The organism is Streptomyces sp. WMMB 714, assembly GCF_900090125.1.
GTDB lineage: Bacteria > Actinomycetota > Actinomycetes > Streptomycetales > Streptomycetaceae > Streptomyces > Streptomyces daqingensis.
In genome coordinates, this window is record NZ_FMHJ01000013.1 from 140,031 (window position 1) to 157,411 (window position 17,381).

The following is a 17,381-nucleotide window of genomic DNA, read 5'->3' on the forward strand; positions in this document are numbered from 1 at the left end:
CGGTTCGTCCTCTACGGCTCGAACTTGTAGCCGAGGCCCCGGACCGTGACCAGGTAGCGGGGTGCGCCCGGGTCGGGCTCGATCTTGGCCCGCAGGCGCTTGACGTGGACGTCCAGCGTCTTGGTGTCGCCCACGTAGTCGGCGCCCCAGACCCTGTCGATCAGCTGCATGCGCGTCAGGACCCGGCCGGCGTTGCGGAGCAGCATCTCCAGCAGGTCGAACTCCTTCAGCGGCAGATCGACCTTGCCGCCGGAGACGGTGACGACGTGCCGGTCGACGTCCATCCGCACCGGACCCGCCTCCAGGGCGGCGGGGGCGGCCTCCTCCGGCTCGCCCCTGCGGCGCAGCACGGCCCGCACGCGCGCGACGAGTTCGCGGGACGAGAAGGGCTTCGTGACGTAGTCGTCGGCTCCGATCTCCAGCCCGACGACCTTGTCGATCTCGCTGTCCTTGGCGGTCACCATGATGACCGGGACGTTGGAGCGGCCGCGCAGCTGACGGCAGACCTCCGTGCCCGGCAGGCCGGGCAGCATCAGGTCGAGCAGGACCAGATCGGCGCCGTTGCGCTCGAACTCGTCCAGTCCGTCGGGCCCCGTGGACGCGACCGCGACCTCGAAGCCTTCCTTGCGGAGCATGTAGGACAGTGCGTCGCTGAACGATTCCTCGTCCTCGACGACGAGCACTCGGGTCACGGGAGGACCTCCGGGGCGGGTTCGGGGGCGCGGGAGGGCTCGCGCGCCGAAGAGCTTGCGGGGGGTGCGGACATGGGCGTGGAGGCGGCGGGAGCGGCGGTCCTGGCGGTGCCGTTCCGGGCCTGGGGGTGGTGGGGGTCGTGGGAACCGTGGGGGCCGCCGCGGTGCGGGGCGGCGCCGCCGGACGGGCCGGACGAGTCGTCCGATCCGTCCGCGTCGTCCGCGTCGTCGTCCGCGTCGTCGTCCGGGGCGTCGAACTCCTCGGCGTCCTCGTACTCGGCGGGCTTGCGCAGCGCTCCCGAGAGGCGGCCGCGGTCCCTCTTCTCCTCCTCTGCGCGGTCCCGCGCGCCGCCCGCCTCCGGCAGCCGCAGGGTGAACGTGGAGCCCTGCCCTTCGACGCTCCAGACGGTGACCTCCCCGCCGTGCGAGGCGGCCACGTGCTTGACGATGGCCAGGCCCAGGCCGGTGCCGCCGGTGGCGCGTGAGCGGGCCGGGTCGACGCGGTAGAACCGCTCGAAGACCCGCTCCTTGTCCCGCTCCGATATGCCGATTCCCTGGTCGCTGACGGATATCTCGATCAGGTCCCCGCCCTGGGCTGCCACCCGGCGGCCCGCGATGCCGACCCGGGTGCGCGCCGGCGAGTAGTTCACGGCGTTCTCCACGAGGTTGCCGAGGGCGGCCGCGAGCTGACTGCGGTTGCCCCAGACGTACAGGTCGTTCCCCGTCCCGGGGGCGGACGCCGGGGAGGCGAGGGTGATCTGCTTGCTGTCGGCCGACTGCCGGCACCGGTCGACGGCCTCGGCGACCAGCTCGTGCACGCCCACCGGCTCGGAGTCCTCGAGCGGGTCGTCGTTCTGTACGCGCGAGAGGTCGATCAGTTCCTGGACGAGGCTCGTCAGCCGCGTCGACTCGTACTGCATGCGGCCGGCGAAGCGCTCCACGGCTTCCGGGTCGTCCGCCGCGTCCAGTACGGCTTCGGAGAGGAGGGAGAGGGCGCCGACGGGGGTCTTCAGTTCATGGCTCACGTTCGCGACGAAGTCGCGGCGGACGGCCTCGATGCGGCGGGCCTCCGTCATGTCCTCGACGAGCAGGAGCACCAGCCGGGAGCCGAGCGGGGCGACCCGCGCGGAGACGGCGAGCGCCTCTCCCCTGCCCGTGCCGCGTCTGGGGAGGTCGAGTTCGACCTGCCGTATCTCGCCGTCCCTGCGGGTGTCCCGTGCCATCTGCAGCATCGGTTCGACGGCGAGCTTGCCGCCCCGCACCAGCCCCAGCGCGTACGCGGCGGAGCTGGCCTTGACGACGGAGTCCGCCTCGTCGAGTACGACCGCTGAGGAGCGGAGCACGGAGAGGACGGTGTCGACGCCGGGCGGGAGCACGGCCTCGGTGTGCAGTGAGGAACGGGTGGGACGGGCCTGCTCGCGTTCGCTCCAGCGGAACGCCAGCATCGCGATCACGCCGGTGCACACCCCGGCGATCGCAGCCGCTGCGGCGACCGCCGCATTCACGTTCATGCCACCAGGCTATGCATGCCGGGGAGCGGTGCCCCAGTGGAACCCCGGGCGGCTCGAACACTCGTCCCCCAGAGTTCACCTCGAGGCCGTGGCCGGTTCACTTCGGGGGTCGGCGGCGGACGCATTCCGGACGCAGCGTGGGAGCGTGGAGGGCCGCGGGCCCGCGGGCCCTCCGTCGGGAGACCCATGCAAGGGAAGGACAGTCATGCGGGACGCCTACCACGAGGAGCTGGACTCGATCAGCGACAGCCTGGTCGAGATGGCCCGGCTCGTCGGCTCCGCCATCGGCCGTGCCACCACGTCGATGCTGGACGCGGACCTGAAGCTGGCCGAGAGCGTCATCGCGGCGGACGAGAAGGTCGACGACCTCCAGCGCGATCTGGAGACCAAGGCCATCCAGCTGCTCGCCCGCCAGCAGCCCGTCGCCACGGACCTGCGGATAGTCGTCACCTCGCTGCGGATGAGCGCCGACCTGGAGCGCTCGGGCGACCTGGCGCAGCACGTCGCCAAGGTGGCCCGGCTGCGCTTCCCGGACTCGCCCGTACCGCGCGACCTGCAGGCGACGCTGCTGGAGATGGGGCAGCTGGCGCAGCGGCTGATGGCGAAGGCGGCCGAGGTGATCATCACCAAGGACGTGGATCTGGCGCTGCAGCTGGAGCAGGACGACGACGCGATGGACGACCTGCACCGCACTCTCTTCCAGCACCTCATGGACGACCGCTGGAAGCACGGCATCGAGACGGCCGTGGACGTCACGCTGCTCGGCCGGTACTACGAGCGGTTCGCGGACCACGCCGTGTCCGTCGCCCGCCGCGTCGTCTACCTCGTCACGGGCGACTACGCCGACGAGATCGACCCCGCGACGGCGGCCGCCGCGGACGGGACCGCTCCGGTCGAGGGCGCCTGAGCGCACTGACCGCGCCTGCCCGCGCCTGCCCGCTCCCCGTCGGCGGTGGCGGCCGCGGTGGCCGCCGCCCCTGCGCCGGGCCCTGCCGCGTGACGCACTCCGTGCAACGGCGCGCCCTTGATGCGCCCATGTGTCCCGCTTGAGGCTGGACGGCGACCGGGGGAGGAAGAGGAGGGAACCATGGCCGATCGAACCGATGCGCCGCCCGCCGCCGCACAGGGCCTCAGCCGTCCGTCCCAGCACGTACTGGGGGCGTGCGGGTGCGGTTCGGGGTGCGGCTGCGGATGCCAGTCCGGCGGCCCCTGCCGGTGCGGGGGAAGCTGCGGCTGATCATCGCCGCCGCGGCCGGGGCGGTCGCGGAGCGCAGGAGAGCGGCGGGCGCCCAGGGGCGGGCGCGGCCGCGTCCCTGTCCCGAGGCCGCCTCAGGGGGCGCCGCCGCGGTGGCTGCGGCTGCCGGGGGCCCCTGCCCAGTTCGACGGGGCAGGGTCCCCGGCCTGTGGCCCCGGCCTCCTGCTACGTGACGGTCCGACGTCCGTCCGTGGCGCCCGCGCCGGTACGGGTTTGGCGCGAGGACGTGCTTGCTGCGACGCTCTGCCCGTGCTGATCAGAGAAGCGACCCCTGACGACTGGAACGCCGTCTGGCCGTTCTTCCACGAGATCGTCGCGGCAGGCGACACCTTCTCCTACGCCCCGGACCTGGACAGCGAGACCGGGCGGGAGCTCTGGATGCTGTCTCCGCCCAGCCGCACCGTGGTCGCCGTGGACGACTCCGGCACGGTGGTCGGCTCCGCGAAGATGTACAGCAACCAGGGCGGCAACGGCGCGCACATCGCGAGTGCGAGCTACATGGTCGACCCCGCGCACGCCGGGCGCGGCATCGGGCGCGCCCTGTGCGAGCACAGCCTGGACTGGGCGAAGGCCGAGGGTTTCCTGGCCATGCAGTTCAACGCGGTCGTGGAGACGAACACCTCAGCCGTACGGCTGTACGAGGACCTGGGCTTCGAGGTGCTGGGGACCGTCCCGGACGGCTTCCGCCACCCGGTGCACGGCTACGTGGGGCTGCACATCATGTACCGCCGGGTCTGAGCGCCCTCGCCGAGGAGGGCCCACGAGCAGGGCCACGCCGCGGAAATCCAGCTGCCGGCGAGTGCCGTCCCTGACTAACGTCGGCCTCATGGCGGACGAGGAGTACGGGCACCCACGTTTGGCCGCGCTCTACGACTGGCTCTACCCGGACCGTGGCGACCTGGTTCCGTACCTCGGCATCGTCCGGGAGCTGGGCGCACGCCGGGTCCTCGACCTCGGCTGCGGGACGGGGGCGTTCGCGCTGCTGCTCGCCGGCAGCGGGATCGAGGTCACCGCGGCCGACCCCGCCCAGGCGTCCCTCGATGTGGCCATGACCAAGACGGGCGGTGAGCGGGTGCGCTGGATCTGCGGGGACGCGGCGGCACTTCCGCCTCTGCAGGTCGACGCCGTGACGATGACGGCGAACGTCGCCCCCGCCATCGCGGACCCGCATGCCTGGCAGGAGACCCTGCGGGGCGTGTACGGCGCGCTGCGCCCGGGCGGGAGCCTCGTGTTCGAGATCCGGAACCCGGCGAGGCGCGCCTGGGAGAGGTGGAATCGCGAGGCCTCGTACCGCGTCACGGAGGTTCCGGGTACCGGCCGCGTCGAGACGTGGGTCGATCTGCTCGACGTCCGCGGACCGCTGGTGACGATCCGCTGGACGTATACCTTCGCGGCGGACGGGGACGTGCTGACCTCGACGTCGGTGCTGCGCTTCCCCGAGCGTGAGGAGGTCGAAGCGGAGCTGGCGCACGAGGGGTTCGCCGTGGAGGAGGTCCGCGACGCTCCGGACCGGCCGGGGCGGGAGTTCGTCTTCCTCGCGCGCCGGCCCGGCGTCTGACCGCCGGCACGGGCACTGGCACGGCTACCGGGTCCGGCCCTGAGGTCCTGACGGCGGCTCAGGCCGGCGGGCTCACCCGCCGCGGTCGCCCTGTCCCGTGTCTTCTGGCTCCGCCGCGATCGCCATGAGGGCCATGTCGTCCGAGGAGGCGCCGCCGGTGTGCGCCTGGACGTCCGCGAGCACGGCGTCCAGGAGGGTCTCCGGATCGTCGAAGGCGCGCCCCGCGAGCGCCTTGTCCGGTTCGAAGAACTCACCGCCGGCGTTCCTCGCCTCGGACAACCCGTCCGTGTAGAGGAGCAGCGTGCTGTCCGGGGGGAACGCGGCCTCGTCGACCCGGTCGGACGCCGCCGCGCCCAGCTCGTACATGCCGAGGGGGAGGGCGGGCCTGCTCGGGTCGATGAAGCGGACGTCGCCGCCGGCGAGCAGCAGCGGGGACGGATGGCCGCGGTTGACGATGCGCAGCGCCCCGGTACGGCCGGCGGGGATCTCCGCGAGCAGCGCCGTGGTGAAGCCCTCGTCGTAGGCGTCGCCGCGCTGCCGCCCGGCCTCGCGGTGCAGGGCGCGCTCCAGGCGGGCGGCGACCGCCGTGAGGGTCGCCTCCTGCTCCGCGGCCTCCCGGAACGCTCCGATCACGACCGCCATCGTCGCGACCGCGTCCATGCCGGCGCCGCGTACGTCGCCCACGACGAGCCGGACGCCGTACGGGGTCTCCTGCACCGCGTACAGGTCGCCGCCGATGCGTGCGTCGACCTGCGCCGCCCGGTAGCGCGCGGCGATGCGGTGGCGGCCGATCCGGGTGGGGGGCACCGGCAGCACCGCGAACTGGGCGGCCTCGGCGATGGTGCGGGCGCTGGAGACGGCGGCCCCGCTGCGGCGCAGGAGGCGGTTGATGACGATCGCGAGCAGGGCCACGACGCCGGTGGAAGCGGTCTCGGAGAGGTCCATCAGCCCGGTGGACATCTCGTCGAGCACGCGCATGAGCGCGACGCCCCCGACCGAGAGCATCCCGATCAGCGCGGTGCCGATGGTCGTGAAGAAGGGCGCGGCCACGAGCGGGGCCGCGCAGAAAAGGGCGGAGCCGGTCAGCGTGGGGGCCGTGGCGAGGTCCAGCCCGATGGCGACGAGGATCATCACCACGGGCAGCGGGGACACGACGCGGCGCACGGACGGCGCCCCGGTGAAGCGGCCCTCTCGCTTGACCCGGCCGCCCCACGTGTCCGCCTGCCGTTCCCTGCCGGGCTGGGGCTGCCGGGCGCTGAAATGCCTCTCCACGCTCTCAATGTGCGCGGTGCGTCCCGGGGCGGCCAGTCGAACGGCTCCGGGCTGAGCCGGCTGCCGGGCGGAGGGAGGGCGCGGGCCCGGACGCCTCCGCCGAGCCGGACGAGGGACTGAGGTCCCGGAGAGGACCCAGAGAGGTCCCGGAGAGGCCCAGGGCGCGAGAACGCCCCCGAACCGCGCCGAGTGCGCAGTTCAGGGGCGTGGTCGCGGGCTCCGCTACTTCTTGCCCTGGTTCTTGACCGCCTCGATCGCCGCCTTCGCCGCGTCCGGGTCGAGGTAGGTGCCGCCGCGCTTCACGGGGTGGAAGTCGGCGTCCAGTTCGTAGCTGAGCGGGATGCCCGTGGGGATGTTGAGCCCCGCGATGTCCTCGTCCGAGATCCCGTCGAGGTGCTTGACGAGGGCGCGCAGGGAGTTGCCGTGCGCGGCGACGAGGACGGTACGGCCCGCCAGCAGGTCCGGGATGATGCCGTCGAACCAGTAGGGCAGCATGCGAGTGACGACGTCCTTCAGGCACTCGGTGCGCGGCCGCAGCTCGCTGGGGACGCCGGCGTAGCGCGGGTCGTCGCTCTGGGAGTACTCGGAGCCGTCGGGCAGCTCCGGCGGCGGAGTGTCGTACGAGCGGCGCCAGAGCATGAACTGCTCCTCGCCGAACTCCTCGCGCACCTGCGCCTTGTCCTTGCCCTGGAGCGCACCGTAGTGCCGCTCGTTGAGCCGCCAGGAGCGGCGGACCGGGATCCACAGCCGGTCGGCGGACTCCAGCGCGAGCTGGGCGGTGCGGATGGCCCGCTTCTGCACGGAGGTGTGCAGCACGTCGGGGAGGAGGCCGGCGTCCTTCATCAGCTCGCCGCCGCGTACCGCCTCCTTCTCGCCCTTCTCGGTGAGGTTCACGTCCACCCAGCCGGTGAACAGGTTCTTCGCGTTCCAATCGCTCTCTCCGTGGCGGAGGAGGATCAGCTTGTACGGTGCGTCGGCCATGCGGTGAACCCTACTGGGTGTGCCCGGAGGCGATATCCGGCCACCCCGCTGTGGCTGCCGAGCACATGGGGCGACAGCCGATTCGTCCCTACGGTCGCGCCATGACCCCCGAGAACTCAGCAGTCGCCAAGAGTTCGGCGGCCTCCGGCACGCCGTCCTCGTCCCTGAAGCGCATCGTCGCGGCCAGCCTCGTCGGCACGACGATCGAGTGGTACGACTTCTTCCTGTACGGCTCGGCAGCCGCCCTGGTCTTCAACAAGCTCTTCTTCCCCGAGTCCGACCCGCTCGTCGGCACGCTGCTCGCCTTCCTCACCTACGCCGTCGGCTTCGCGGCGCGTCCGATCGGAGCGCTCGTCTTCGGGCACTACGGCGACAAGATCGGCCGCAAGAAGCTGCTCGTGTTGAGCCTGATGATGATGGGCGGGGCGACCTTCGCGATCGGGCTGCTGCCGACGCACAGCGCGATCGGCTCGTCGGCGGCGGTGCTGCTGACGACGCTGCGCCTGGTCCAGGGGTTCGCGCTGGGCGGCGAGTGGGGCGGCGCGGTGCTGCTGGTCTCCGAGCACGGGGACGCCAAGCGGCGCGGCTTCTGGGCCTCGTGGCCGCAGACGGGCGCGCCCGCCGGGCAGCTGCTGGCGACGGCGGTCCTCGCGATACTCACCGCGGTGCTGTCGGACGCGGCGTTCATGAGCTGGGGCTGGCGGGTGCCGTTCCTGCTGTCGGGTGTGCTGGTGGGCATCGGCCTGTGGATCAGGCTGGCGGTGGACGAGTCGCCGGTCTTCAAGGAGGCCCGCGCCCGCGCCGAGGCCCGCAAGGCCGAGGCCAGGAAGGTCACCGGGGAGCACCAGGTGGAGAAGATGCCGCTGGTGGCGGTGTTGCGCTTCCACTGGAAGGACGTGCTGATCGCCATGGGCGCCCGCATGGCGGAGAACATCAGCTTCTACGTCATCACGGCGTTCATCCTCGTCTACGCCACCAACGAGCTGAAGCTGTCCCAGCAGACGGCGCTCAACGCGGTGCTCATCGCCTCCGCGGTGCACTTCGCCGTCATCCCCGCCTGGGGTGCGCTCTCCGACCGTCTGGGACGCCGCCCCGTGTACCTGCTGGGAGCGGTCGGAACGGGCCTGTGGGTCTTCCCCTTCTTCCAGCTGCTGGACACCAGGAGCTTCGGGGCCATCGTGCTCGCCGTGATGGTCGGCCTCGTGCTGCACGGCGCGATGTACGCGCCGCAGGCGGCCTTCTTCTCGGAGCTGTTCGCCACGCGGCTGCGCTACTCCGGCGCGTCCATCGGCGCGCAGTTCTCGTCGGTCGCGGCGGGTGCGCCGGCGCCGATGATCGCCACGGCGCTGCTCGCGGACTACGGCACCTCGACGCCGATCTCCCTGTACGTCATCGGTGCGGCGCTGCTGACGGTCGTCGCGATCCTCTGTGCGAAGGAGACCAAGTCGCGGGACCTGACGCGGATCGGCGAGGACGACGCCGTCGCCGCTCCCGCCGGGGAAACCGTCCCGTCAGCCGCCGACCGCACCCGAAAGGCGGTGCAGCCGTAGCGCGAGCTGGGTCTCCAGCGCGCGCTCCGGAGACTGCCAGTCGTCGCCCAGCAGCCTGGCCACCCTCTCCAGGCGCTGGGCGACGGTGTTGACGTGCACGTGCAGCATGTCCTTCGCGCGGGCGGGGCTCATGCCGCACGCGAAGTACGCCTCCATCGTGGCGACCAGGTCGGTGCCCCGCCGCGCGTCGTAGTCCAGTACCGGGCCCAGTGTGCGGCGTACGAAGCTCCCCACGTCGCGGCTGTCGGTGAGCAGCATGCCGATGAAGCCGAAGTCCTCGGCCGCCGCGCCGTGTCCGGCCCTGCCGAGCAGCCGCAGGGCGTCGACGCAGCGCCGCGCCTCGGGGTAGGCGGCCGCGACGGCGCCGGGCTGCGCTGCGGGCGCCGGGACCGTAGCGGAGGCGCCGACGGTGACGGGGGCGCCGGCCGCGACGCCCAGCTGCGCGGCGACGTCCTGGGCGAGCCGTGAGGGCGTGGCGGGTGCCGCGCCTCCCTCCCGCGCGGCGTCGGCGTCCGACAGGGGGAGCAGCAGCACCGTGCCGCCCTCGCGGGCGGCGGCCAGCCCGCGCCGGGTGGCCGCCAGGTGGGAGGCGGCGGCCCACAGCCGCTGCCGTCCGAGGCTCTCCTCCGCGTCCGCTCCGGCCTGCCCGTCGAGCCGGGCGCTGAGCAGTACGTGCGGGGCGTCGAGGTCGGCGTGGAGGCGAGCCGCGCGGTCGCGCAGCAGCCTGGGGTCGTGCCGGGCGGCGTCGAGGAGTTCGTCGAGCAGTTCGCCGCGTACGCGCTGTTCGGCCTCGCCTGCCGAGCGGCGTGCGAGGAGCAGCAGGGACGTCACCATGGCGGCGCGTTCGAAGGTGCGCTGGTCGACGGGGTTCAGATCGGGGTGGCCCTGGAGGACCAGCGCGCCGAGGAGTTCGCCGCCCGCGGAGACGGCGGTGACCCAGTCGTCGCCGTCCCGCACGGCGTATCCGCCGTTGCGCGAGCGTTCCACCGCGGGCTGAGCCGACGCCGCGACGGGTTCCGCGAACTCGACGCGCCCTTCGAGGACTTCGGCGACCGCGCCGGCCACGTCCGTCACGTCGCCGCCGCGCAGGACGAGTTCGGTGAGCCGGTCGTGGACGTCGCTGGCCCGCTCCATCGTCTCGTTGGCCGTCTCCAGCTCGGCGAGCGCGTCCCGCGTCTCCCCGAGGAGGCGGGCGTTGTCGATGGCGACGGCCGCGTAGGCCGCGAACGAGCCCAGCAGGGCGATCTGTTCGCGCTCGAAGACACGGGCGCGGCGGTCGGCGGCGTAGAGGACGCCGATCACCTCCCGCCCGCCGAGGAGGAGCGGCACACCGAGGATGGCGACCAGTCCTTCCTCACCGACCGCGCTGTCGATGGGGCTGGTGTGCCGGAAGCGCTCGTCCGCCGGGTAGTCGTCGGTGACGTACGGGCGGGCCGTCTGCGCGACGAGGCCGCCCAGCCCCTCGCCCATGCCGAGGCGCAGCTGCTGGAAGCGCGCGGAGACGGAGCCCTCCGTGACGCGCATGTAGGTGTCTCCGCGCTCGTGGTCCGTGAGCGTCATGTAGGCGACTTCGGTGCCGAGCAGCGAACGGGCGCGCTGCACGATGGCGCGCAGCACGTCGTCGAGGTCGCGCAGGCCGGCGAGGTCGTGGACGGTCTCGATGAGCGCGGTCAGCTCCGCCTCCCGCCGCCTGCGGCCCTCCAGCTCCGCGCGGATGCGCAGGGCCAGGAGCTTGCCGCTCTCGAGGTCGGCGAGCTCTTCGGGCGGCGCCCCGCTCGCCCGGGCCCGGGCGAGCGGTTCGTCGTAGGCCTCCGCGGGGGCGCGGCGGGAGAGGAGTTCCAGGTAGGCGGCGTCGGGGAGGGCTCGGGGCATGGTCACAGGCTTACCCGTGCGGCGTGCGCGACGCCAGGGGCGAGGGCCGGTCGTGGCCACCGTGACCGCTGGCGGGCCGGGCCGGGCCGGGAGCGGGCCGGCCCGGCACCGGGGACGGGGACGGTGCGGGCGGTGCGGGCGGTCTCAGTGGGCGGTCCAGGCGCCGTCGAGCGGCAGCGAGGCACCGGTGATGAAGGACGCCTCGGGCGTGCAGAGGTAGGCCACGGACTCGGCGACCTCCTCGGGTTCGAGGAGCCGCTTGAGGGCGGAGTCGGCGAGCAGGATCTCCGTGACGACGCGGTCGGCCGAGATGCCGTGGGCCGCCGCCTGGTCCGCGATCTGCTGCTCGACCAGGGGCGTGCGGACGTAGGCGGGGCTGACGCAGTTCGACGTGACGCCGTGCTCGGCGCCCTCGAGAGCGGTGACCTTCGACAGGCCCTCCAGCCCGTGCTTCGCCGAGACGTAGGCCGACTTGTACGGGGAGGCGCGCAGCCCGTGCACGGAGGAGATGTTCACGACGCGGCCCCAGCCCTGCTCGTACATGTGCGGCAGCGCGCCGCGGATGAGGCGGAAGGGCGCCTCCAGCATCAGGGTGACGATGCGGCGGAAGCCGTCGGGCGGGAACTCCTCGATGGGGCGGACCAGTTGGATGCCGGCGCCGTTGACGAGGATGTCGGCGCCCGCGGCGGCGCGTTCCACCGCGTCCAGTCCCTCCGGGTCCGTGAGGTCGAGGGGGTAGGGCTGCGTGGCGGCCCCGGGCCGGGTCTCCTGCAAGGCGTCGAGCCCCGCCGCGTCCCGGTCGACCGCCCGTACCTTCGCTCCGGCGGCTGCCAGCCGCAGCGCGCACGCGCGGCCGATGCCGCTCGCGGCACCGGTCACCAGGGCTGTGCGACCGGTGAGGTCGAGGGCGACGGAGTGCGGGCCGGGGGTGAACTGCTCGGTCATGCCGCAAAGCTAGGCGCGCTCACAGGGCGGCCCAATGTGCTCCCGCCACACTCGCGGAGCCGGACAGCTGGACGTACGACACGTTCGGCCGCGCGCTGCCGGGCCCCTACGGTCGTTGCATCCCCCACGGGACTCACCCCCCACGCTTCCCCCACGAAGGAGCGCCTATGAGAGCCACACGCCGCGGAGCCGCTCTGCTCTCCACCGTCGTCACCACCGTCGCGCTGGCGTTACTGGGCGGCGCGACAGCGTCCGCCGAACCGCCGTCGGCGGGGCCGGACGCGGACGCGGGTGCACGGGCCGCCGGTCTGGAGAAGGTGGAGGACTTCGGTTCCAACCCCGGGGGCCTCGGCATGTACCGCTACACGCCGGACGGGCTGCCCGCGGGCAGCCCCGTCGTCGTCGTGCTGCACGGCTGCACCCAGGACGCCGCCACGTACTTCGAGGGCGCGGGCTGGAAGAGCTTCGCCGACGCGGGCGGCTTCTCCGTCGTCGCGGCGCAGCAGGAGCAGGGCAACAACATCAACAAGTGCTTCAACTGGTTCCAGTCGGGCGACGTCGCGCGGGGCCAGGGCGAAGGGCAGTCGATCAAGCAGATGGTGGACAAGACCGTCGCCGACCTCGACGCCGACGCCTCTCGGGTCTTCGTCACGGGGCTCTCCGCCGGGGGTGCCATGACGTCCTCGATGCTGGCCTCCTACCCGGACGTCTTCAAGGCGGGCGCCGTCGTCGCGGGCCTGCCGCACGGCTGCGCGGCGAGTGTGGCCGAGGCGTTCACCTGCATGAGCCCGGGCGTCACGAAGTCCGCCGCCGACTGGGGCGACCTCGTCAGGAAGGCGTCCCCGGACCACACGGGTGCGCGGCCCACGGTCTCCGTCTGGCACGGCACGAGCGACAGCACCGTCGTACCGGCCAACGCGGACGAGTCCGTGAAGCAGTGGACGGACGTGCACGGCACCGACCAGGAGGCCGACGCCACCGAGGAGTTGGAGGGCGGCACCACGCGCTCCGACTACGAGGACGGCGGCGGGAACGTCGTCGTACGCAGCTACACCGTGCAGGGCATGGGCCACGGGACTCCCGTGAAGCCGGGCGACGGCTGCGGCAAGGCGGGCCAGCACTTCCTGGACACCATCTGCTCCAGCGGCCTCATCACGGCGGAGTGGGGGCTGGGCGGATGACCGGCCCTGTGACGTCCCCCGTGTGAACGGGGCGTCCAACGGCCGCGAAGGGCCTGACGTCCACCCCGCGGTCCCCCGGAGGTGCCCCATGTGCGCTCTCGCGCGCACGGCCGCTCACACCTCCGGGGGATGCCGCTGCCCGGACGGCCTGAAGGCCACCTCAACCCGTCCGCCGCGACCGGGAGTTGACCGCGCCCGGGCGAACAACGTCCCGGAGTGTTCAGCCCGCGGAGCCGCCTCGCGCCCCGCGGTCGTCGCCGGCCCCGGTCAGACGGGTGAACGCGTCGAGGTTGCGGGTCGGTTCGCCGCGCGAGGTGCGCCACTCGTACTCGCGGCGGATGGCTGTCGCGAACCCCATCTCCAGCAGGGTGTTGAACGACCCGTCGGCGTTCTCCAGCACCGCGCCCAGCAGCCTGTCGATCTCTTCGGGGGTGACGGCCGCGAGCGGCAGCCGGCCTGCCAGGTAGACGTCCCCGAGCTTGTCGATCGCGTAACTCACCCCGTACATACGGGTGTTGCGCTCCAGCAGCCAGCGGTGCACCGCCGCGTGGTTCTCGTCCGGGCAGCGGACGACGAAGGCGTTGACGGACAGGGTGTGCTTGCCGACGGCCAGCGAGCAGGTGGTCGAGAGCTTGCGCGTGCCGGGGAGCGTGACGACGTACGTCCCCTCGGACGGGCTCTCCCACTCCAGCTCCGCCTCGCGCAGCGCCTGTTCGACGGCCTCCCTCGCGGTGCGGCTCCCGGCACCCTTCGCGTCAGACATGGGCAGATCGTAGGCGACGGCGCTGATCGTGCAGCGCGGCGGCGTAGACCTCGAGGGTGCCGGACGCGGCGGCGTCCCAGCCGAAGCCCGCGGCGTGACGAGCCGCCGCCTCCCCCATGCTGCGGGCCAGCCCGCCCTCCCCGGGGGACGTCCCGCCGTCCCCGTCCCCGTCCGCGTCCGCGTCCGCCACGAAGCGGCGCAGCGCCTTCGCGTACTCCCCCGGCTCGTGCCCGTCGACGAGGAACCCGCTCACGCCGTCCCGGACGGCCACCGGCAGCCCGCCCACCGACGCGGCCACGACCGGTGTGCCGCACGCCTGGGCCTCGATGGCCACCAGCCCGAACGACTCGCTGTACGACGGCATGACCAGCACGCTCGCCGCGCGGTACCAGTCGGCCAGCTCCTCCTGCCCGACCGGCGGGCGGAAGCGCACCACGTCCGAGATGCCGAGCTTCGCCGCCAGCTTGTGCAGCCGCTCCGGCCTGGCGAGGCCGCTGCCGCTGGGGCCGCCCACGACGGGAACCACCAGGCGTCCGCGCAGAGCCGGATCCTCGTCGACGAGGACGGCGACCGCGCGCAGAAGGATGTCGGGCGCCTTGAGCGGCTGGATCCGGCCCGCGAAGAGCGGGATCAGCGCGTCCTGCGGCAGACCGAGCCGGGCGCGCGCCGCGGCGCGCCCGTCGGCGGGCCGGAAGCACTCCAGGTTCACGCCGGGGTGGACGACGGCGGTGCGGGCCGGGTCGGCCTCGTAGTGCCGGACGAGTTCGGCCGCCTCCTCGGCGGTGTTCGCGATGAGGCGGTCCGCCGCCCGCACGATCTGCGTCTCGCCGATCACGCGCGCGGGCGGTTCGGGGGTGTCGCCCTTCGCGAGCGCGGCGTTCTTCACCTTCGCCATGGTGTGCATGGCGTTGACGAGCGGCACGCCCCACCGCTGCGCGGCGAGCCAGCCGACATGGCCCGAGAGCCAGTAGTGGGAGTGGACGAGGTCGTAGTGGCCGGGCCGGTGCCCAGCCCACGCCTGCATCACGCCGTGCGTGAACGCGCAGAGCTGCGCGGGCAGTTCCTCCTTCGCCAGGCCCTCGTACGGCCCGGCGTCGATGTGGCGGACGAGCACGCCCGGCGCCAGCTCCACGGTGGGGGGCAGAGCGGCCGCCGTGGCGCGCGTGAAGATCTCCACCTGGGTGCCGTGGGCGGCGAGCTGCTTGGCGAGTTCGACGATGTAGACGTTCATTCCGCCCGCGTCGCCCGTGCCGGGCTGGTGCAGGGGCGAAGTGTGGACGCTGAGCATGGCCACCCGGCGGGGGCGGCGGAACGGTCCGTGGAACCGGAGCCGCGGCCGTTGCTGCTGCGGCAGCCAGGTGCGCCGCTGGCCCAGCCGGGCTATGTACTGGCTCACGGGCGATTGCCTCCTCGTACGGCCGGCGGTCGTCCCACCACCGGGGCCCCGGGATGCGGAACACCGGGAGGCCCGGTTCCCATTCCTGGTTTGCCGAATCGTGACAAGCTCCGCCCTTCCGGCTCCTCCCCCGGCGGGCGTGCCGCCCCGGGAGCCCCCCTCCCTCGTGCCCGCGCGGCCCCCTGGGGGTCTTTCCGGAGTGGGCGGACGATCAGCTCGCGGCGTCCGGTGCCGTGCATCGCAAGTCGGAGGACCGTCCTCGCACTGGGCGTACTCGGTCTGCAAGGAGCCCTTAGGCTCGTGCGATGGCCGCCCGTCCCCCAGACCGTCCCGTCGGGACAGTGACGCGCGGAACCACCAACCCCAACAGGCTGCGCCGCATGGACCGCTGGCTCGCCGCGGTCCACGGCCCCGCACTGCGCCGCTCGCCGCGTCCGCCTCTGGCAGTCGACCTCGGCTACGGCGCCGCGCCCTGGACGGCCGTCGAACTGCTGACACGGCTGCGGACCGTGCATGCCGCCGCCCGCGTGGTGGGCGTCGAGATCGCTCCCGAGCGGGTCGCCGCCGCCCGGCCCTACGAACGGGAGGGGCTGCGGTTCGTACGCGGCGGCTTCGAGGTGCCGCTCCCCGGCGGGGAACGCCCGGCGGTGATCCGGGCCGCCAACGTGCTCCGCCAGTACGGCGAGGACGAGGTCCCCGCCGTGTGGGAGCGGCTCCGCTCGCGCCTCGCCCCCGAGGGGCTGCTGGTCGACGGCACGTGCGACGAGATCGGCCGGCGGCACGTGTGGGTCGCGCTCGGCCCGGAGGGACCGCGATCGGTGACGTTCGCCGCCCGGCTCAGCTCGCTGGGCGAACCGTCCGACCTGGCCGAGCGGCTGCCGAAGGCGCTGATCCACCGGAACGTCCCGGGCGAGCCGGTCCACTCCTTCCTGCGGGACTTCGACCGCGCCTGGGCCACGGCTGCGCCCTACGGCGCCCTGAGCGCCAGGCAGCGCTGGATACGGACGGCGCGGGCGCTGTCCGCGGACTGGCCGGTCGCCCGTACGCCGCATCGCTGGCGGCAGGGCGAGCTGACGGTCGCCTGGGAGGCGGTCGCACCGCGCGGCAGCTGACCCGGCGCGGCGGACGGTCGGGGCCGCCGGTGGACGGCGGGCCCGGAACGGCGGGCCCGCGCCCCCTGGGGGCTTCCGGCAGCCGTCGGCCCGCCGGACAGATCCCGATCTGTCCGGCGGGCCGACGAGCCGGACGGCGTCTCCCGGCGAGTGGTGGCGACCGCGCGTCACGCGGCCGGCGTCAGGCGGCGGTCATCAGCTCGCCGCGGCCGAAGAGAAGTGCGTAACCCTGCGGAAGGGCCGCGAGTATGCGGTCCGTCAGCTCGTCGCCGCACGCCTCCGCCACGACGCACAGCACCGAACTGACGTCCCACCGGGCAGTGGCCGGCGTCGAACCCTCGATACGCCCGGAGACGGACTCCACGAACTGGGAGCCGGTCAGCTTCCTCGTCGCCGGCATCTGGTACGTCAGCGCCTCCGCTGCCGGCGCGGGCAGGCACTGCGCCAGTTCCGCCCGTACGTCCGGCGCGAGGTGGCCGCCCAGCTCGGAGAGCACGATCCTGACCTTGCGCCGCGCTTCGGCGTCGTCTTCGTAACGCCCGTGCTCGCCGACCCTGCTTACGAGTTCGCTCCACCGCATACCTGTGTGTTCCTCCTCATTCGGCAACCCGGACATGGGCGGCCCCGGGCCGAGTGGCCCGGGGACCGTCAAGGAAACGCTCTGGTGACGGACTTCACGTGCGGCGGGGCGGCGCGTCGCTCGTCGTCGCGTCGCCCGCCGCGTGTGCCTCACCTCGGTGGCGCCGCCCCGCTCACCTGGTGATCTGGGCGGCCTTCTCGCCGCCGCTGATCTGGATCTTGCGGGGCTTCGCCTGCTCCGCGACCGGGATGCGGAGCGTCAGGACGCCGGCTTCGTAGGCGGCGTCGATGCGGTCGACGTCCAGCGTGTCGCCGAGGAAGAGCTGGCGGCTGAACTTGCCCGACGGCCGCTCCGCCGCGATCAGCTCCGCGTCCTCGGGGGCCGGCGAACGGCGCTCCGCGTGGACGGTGAGCACGTTCCGCTCCACGTCCAGGTCGATGCTCTCGGGCGCGACGCCCGGCAGGTCGAAGTGGATCACGAAGTCGTCACCGGAGCGGTATGCCTCCATCGGCATTCCCGCCGGACGGTGCTGGGTTCCGAAGACCTGCTGGGTGAGGCGGTCGAACTCCCGGAACGGATCGGTACGCATGAGCATCACGAGTCACTCCCTCCGTAGCTGCTTCCGAGCGATGCCCTGTGCTTTCTTATATACCTCAACCCAAGGAAAGTTGACAACTACGGACTCAACTCATGTGAACTCGCAGGTCGCAGGC

Annotated in this window: 16 protein-coding genes; 6 read left to right on the plus strand and 10 right to left on the minus strand. The window is 73.1% G+C overall.

Annotated elements, in window-relative coordinates; all coding sequences use genetic code 11:
• Positions 1 to 11 precede the first annotated feature (11 nt).
• The gene (locus H181DRAFT_RS22445) at positions 12 to 692 is read right to left on the minus strand and encodes a two-component system response regulator PhoP (protein ID WP_045861971.1); all 681 of its coding nucleotides are present in this window, start codon (positions 690 to 692) and stop codon (positions 12 to 14) included.
• Positions 689 to 2,203 (minus strand): sensor histidine kinase, encoded by a 1,515-nt coding sequence (locus H181DRAFT_RS22450; protein WP_045861972.1) that lies wholly within the window; start codon positions 2,201 to 2,203, stop codon positions 689 to 691. The genes H181DRAFT_RS22445 and H181DRAFT_RS22450 overlap by 4 nt, the downstream gene beginning before the upstream one ends.
• A 205-nt stretch (positions 2,204 to 2,408) precedes the next feature.
• Here H181DRAFT_RS22450 and phoU point away from each other — a divergent pair, with 205 nt between their 5' ends.
• From phoU to H181DRAFT_RS22470, 3 genes are all read left to right on the plus strand, one after another.
• A complete protein-coding gene (gene phoU, locus H181DRAFT_RS22455) occupies positions 2,409 to 3,110 on the plus strand; it encodes a phosphate signaling complex protein PhoU (protein ID WP_045861973.1) in 702 nt (233 codons plus the stop codon).
• 597 nt (positions 3,111 to 3,707) lie between these two features.
• The gene (locus tag H181DRAFT_RS22465) at positions 3,708 to 4,196 is read left to right on the plus strand and encodes a GNAT family N-acetyltransferase (protein WP_045861974.1); all 489 of its coding nucleotides are present in this window, start codon (positions 3,708 to 3,710) and stop codon (positions 4,194 to 4,196) included.
• Positions 4,197 to 4,284: 88 nt separating this feature from the next.
• Positions 4,285 to 5,016 (plus strand): class I SAM-dependent methyltransferase, encoded by a 732-nt coding sequence (locus tag H181DRAFT_RS22470; RefSeq protein ID WP_045861975.1) that lies wholly within the window; start codon positions 4,285 to 4,287, stop codon positions 5,014 to 5,016.
• Positions 5,017 to 5,088: 72 nt separating this feature from the next.
• Here H181DRAFT_RS22470 and H181DRAFT_RS22475 read toward each other — a convergent pair whose 3' ends face one another.
• Together H181DRAFT_RS22475 and H181DRAFT_RS22480 are read right to left on the minus strand one after the other, a co-directional pair.
• Positions 5,089 to 6,288, minus strand: coding sequence for a PP2C family protein-serine/threonine phosphatase (locus H181DRAFT_RS22475; RefSeq protein WP_254666943.1), 1,200 nt, complete (start codon positions 6,286 to 6,288; stop codon positions 5,089 to 5,091).
• Positions 6,289 to 6,510: 222 nt separating this feature from the next.
• On the minus strand, positions 6,511 to 7,269 hold the full coding sequence (locus H181DRAFT_RS22480) for a phosphoglyceromutase (RefSeq protein ID WP_045861976.1): 759 nt from the start codon (positions 7,267 to 7,269) through the stop codon (positions 6,511 to 6,513).
• Between the two features lie 101 nt (positions 7,270 to 7,370).
• On the opposite strand from H181DRAFT_RS22480, the gene H181DRAFT_RS22485 reads away from it, so the two are divergent.
• Positions 7,371 to 8,819: an MFS transporter gene (locus H181DRAFT_RS22485; RefSeq protein WP_045861977.1), complete on the plus strand. Its 1,449-nt coding sequence runs from the start codon at positions 7,371 to 7,373 to the stop codon at positions 8,817 to 8,819.
• Here H181DRAFT_RS22485 and H181DRAFT_RS22490 read toward each other — a convergent pair.
• On the minus strand, positions 8,781 to 10,691 hold the full coding sequence (locus H181DRAFT_RS22490; protein WP_045862050.1) for a helix-turn-helix domain-containing protein: 1,911 nt from the start codon (positions 10,689 to 10,691) through the stop codon (positions 8,781 to 8,783). The two genes, H181DRAFT_RS22485 and H181DRAFT_RS22490, sit on opposite strands and share 39 nt — an antisense overlap.
• 144 nt (positions 10,692 to 10,835) lie before the next feature.
• Entirely contained in the window at positions 10,836 to 11,636 is an 801-nt protein-coding gene (locus H181DRAFT_RS22495) for a 3-hydroxybutyrate dehydrogenase (protein ID WP_045861978.1), read from the minus strand.
• Between the two features lie 167 nt (positions 11,637 to 11,803).
• On the opposite strand from H181DRAFT_RS22495, the gene H181DRAFT_RS22500 reads away from it, so the two are divergent.
• Positions 11,804 to 12,817: an extracellular catalytic domain type 1 short-chain-length polyhydroxyalkanoate depolymerase gene (locus H181DRAFT_RS22500; RefSeq protein ID WP_045861979.1), complete on the plus strand. Its 1,014-nt coding sequence runs from the start codon at positions 11,804 to 11,806 to the stop codon at positions 12,815 to 12,817.
• Between the two features lie 220 nt (positions 12,818 to 13,037).
• Here the strand turns inward: H181DRAFT_RS22500 and H181DRAFT_RS22505 are convergent, their stop codons facing one another.
• The gene (locus H181DRAFT_RS22505; protein ID WP_045861980.1) at positions 13,038 to 13,580 is read right to left on the minus strand and encodes a type III secretion system chaperone family protein; all 543 of its coding nucleotides are present in this window, start codon (positions 13,578 to 13,580) and stop codon (positions 13,038 to 13,040) included.
• A complete protein-coding gene (gene mshA, locus H181DRAFT_RS22510) occupies positions 13,573 to 14,976 on the minus strand; it encodes a D-inositol-3-phosphate glycosyltransferase (protein ID WP_045861981.1) in 1,404 nt (467 codons plus the stop codon). The genes H181DRAFT_RS22505 and mshA overlap by 8 nt, the downstream gene beginning before the upstream one ends.
• A 305-nt stretch (positions 14,977 to 15,281) precedes the next feature.
• On the opposite strand from mshA, the gene H181DRAFT_RS22515 reads away from it, so the two are divergent.
• Positions 15,282 to 16,088 carry a class I SAM-dependent methyltransferase gene (locus H181DRAFT_RS22515; protein WP_045861982.1) on the plus strand — a complete coding sequence of 269 codons (807 nt, stop codon included), beginning with the start codon at positions 15,282 to 15,284 and terminating at the stop codon, positions 16,086 to 16,088.
• A gap of 181 nt (positions 16,089 to 16,269) precedes the next feature.
• Here the strand turns inward: H181DRAFT_RS22515 and H181DRAFT_RS22520 are convergent, their stop codons facing one another.
• On the minus strand, positions 16,270 to 16,668 hold the full coding sequence (locus tag H181DRAFT_RS22520; RefSeq protein WP_254666944.1) for a DUF2267 domain-containing protein: 399 nt from the start codon (positions 16,666 to 16,668) through the stop codon (positions 16,270 to 16,272).
• 172 nt (positions 16,669 to 16,840) lie between these two features.
• Positions 16,841 to 17,263 (minus strand): Hsp20/alpha crystallin family protein, encoded by a 423-nt coding sequence (locus H181DRAFT_RS22525; RefSeq protein ID WP_045861984.1) that lies wholly within the window; start codon positions 17,261 to 17,263, stop codon positions 16,841 to 16,843.
• Positions 17,264 to 17,381 lie beyond the last annotated feature (118 nt).

What these genes read in the sequence shown, in the direction of transcription:
- H181DRAFT_RS22450 (WP_045861972.1), bottom strand. Translation starts at nt 2,203, where the DNA reads ATGAACGTGAATGCGGCGGTCGCCGCAGCGGCTGCGATCGCCGGGGTG.
- phoU (WP_045861973.1), top strand. Translation starts at nt 2,409, where the DNA reads ATGCGGGACGCCTACCACGAGGAGCTGGACTCGATCAGCGACAGCCTG.
- H181DRAFT_RS22470 (WP_045861975.1), top strand. Translation starts at nt 4,285, where the DNA reads ATGGCGGACGAGGAGTACGGGCACCCACGTTTGGCCGCGCTCTACGAC.
- H181DRAFT_RS22480 (WP_045861976.1), bottom strand. Translation starts at nt 7,269, where the DNA reads ATGGCCGACGCACCGTACAAGCTGATCCTCCTCCGCCACGGAGAGAGC.
- H181DRAFT_RS22485 (WP_045861977.1), top strand. Translation starts at nt 7,371, where the DNA reads ATGACCCCCGAGAACTCAGCAGTCGCCAAGAGTTCGGCGGCCTCCGGC.
- H181DRAFT_RS22490 (WP_045862050.1), bottom strand. Translation starts at nt 10,691, where the DNA reads ATGCCCCGAGCCCTCCCCGACGCCGCCTACCTGGAACTCCTCTCCCGC.
- H181DRAFT_RS22495 (WP_045861978.1), bottom strand. Translation starts at nt 11,636, where the DNA reads ATGACCGAGCAGTTCACCCCCGGCCCGCACTCCGTCGCCCTCGACCTC.
- H181DRAFT_RS22500 (WP_045861979.1), top strand. Translation starts at nt 11,804, where the DNA reads ATGAGAGCCACACGCCGCGGAGCCGCTCTGCTCTCCACCGTCGTCACC.
- H181DRAFT_RS22505 (WP_045861980.1), bottom strand. Translation starts at nt 13,580, where the DNA reads ATGTCTGACGCGAAGGGTGCCGGGAGCCGCACCGCGAGGGAGGCCGTC.
- H181DRAFT_RS22515 (WP_045861982.1), top strand. Translation starts at nt 15,282, where the DNA reads ATGGCCGCCCGTCCCCCAGACCGTCCCGTCGGGACAGTGACGCGCGGA.
- H181DRAFT_RS22520 (WP_254666944.1), bottom strand. Translation starts at nt 16,668, where the DNA reads ATGCGGTGGAGCGAACTCGTAAGCAGGGTCGGCGAGCACGGGCGTTAC.
- H181DRAFT_RS22525 (WP_045861984.1), bottom strand. Translation starts at nt 17,263, where the DNA reads ATGCTCATGCGTACCGATCCGTTCCGGGAGTTCGACCGCCTCACCCAG.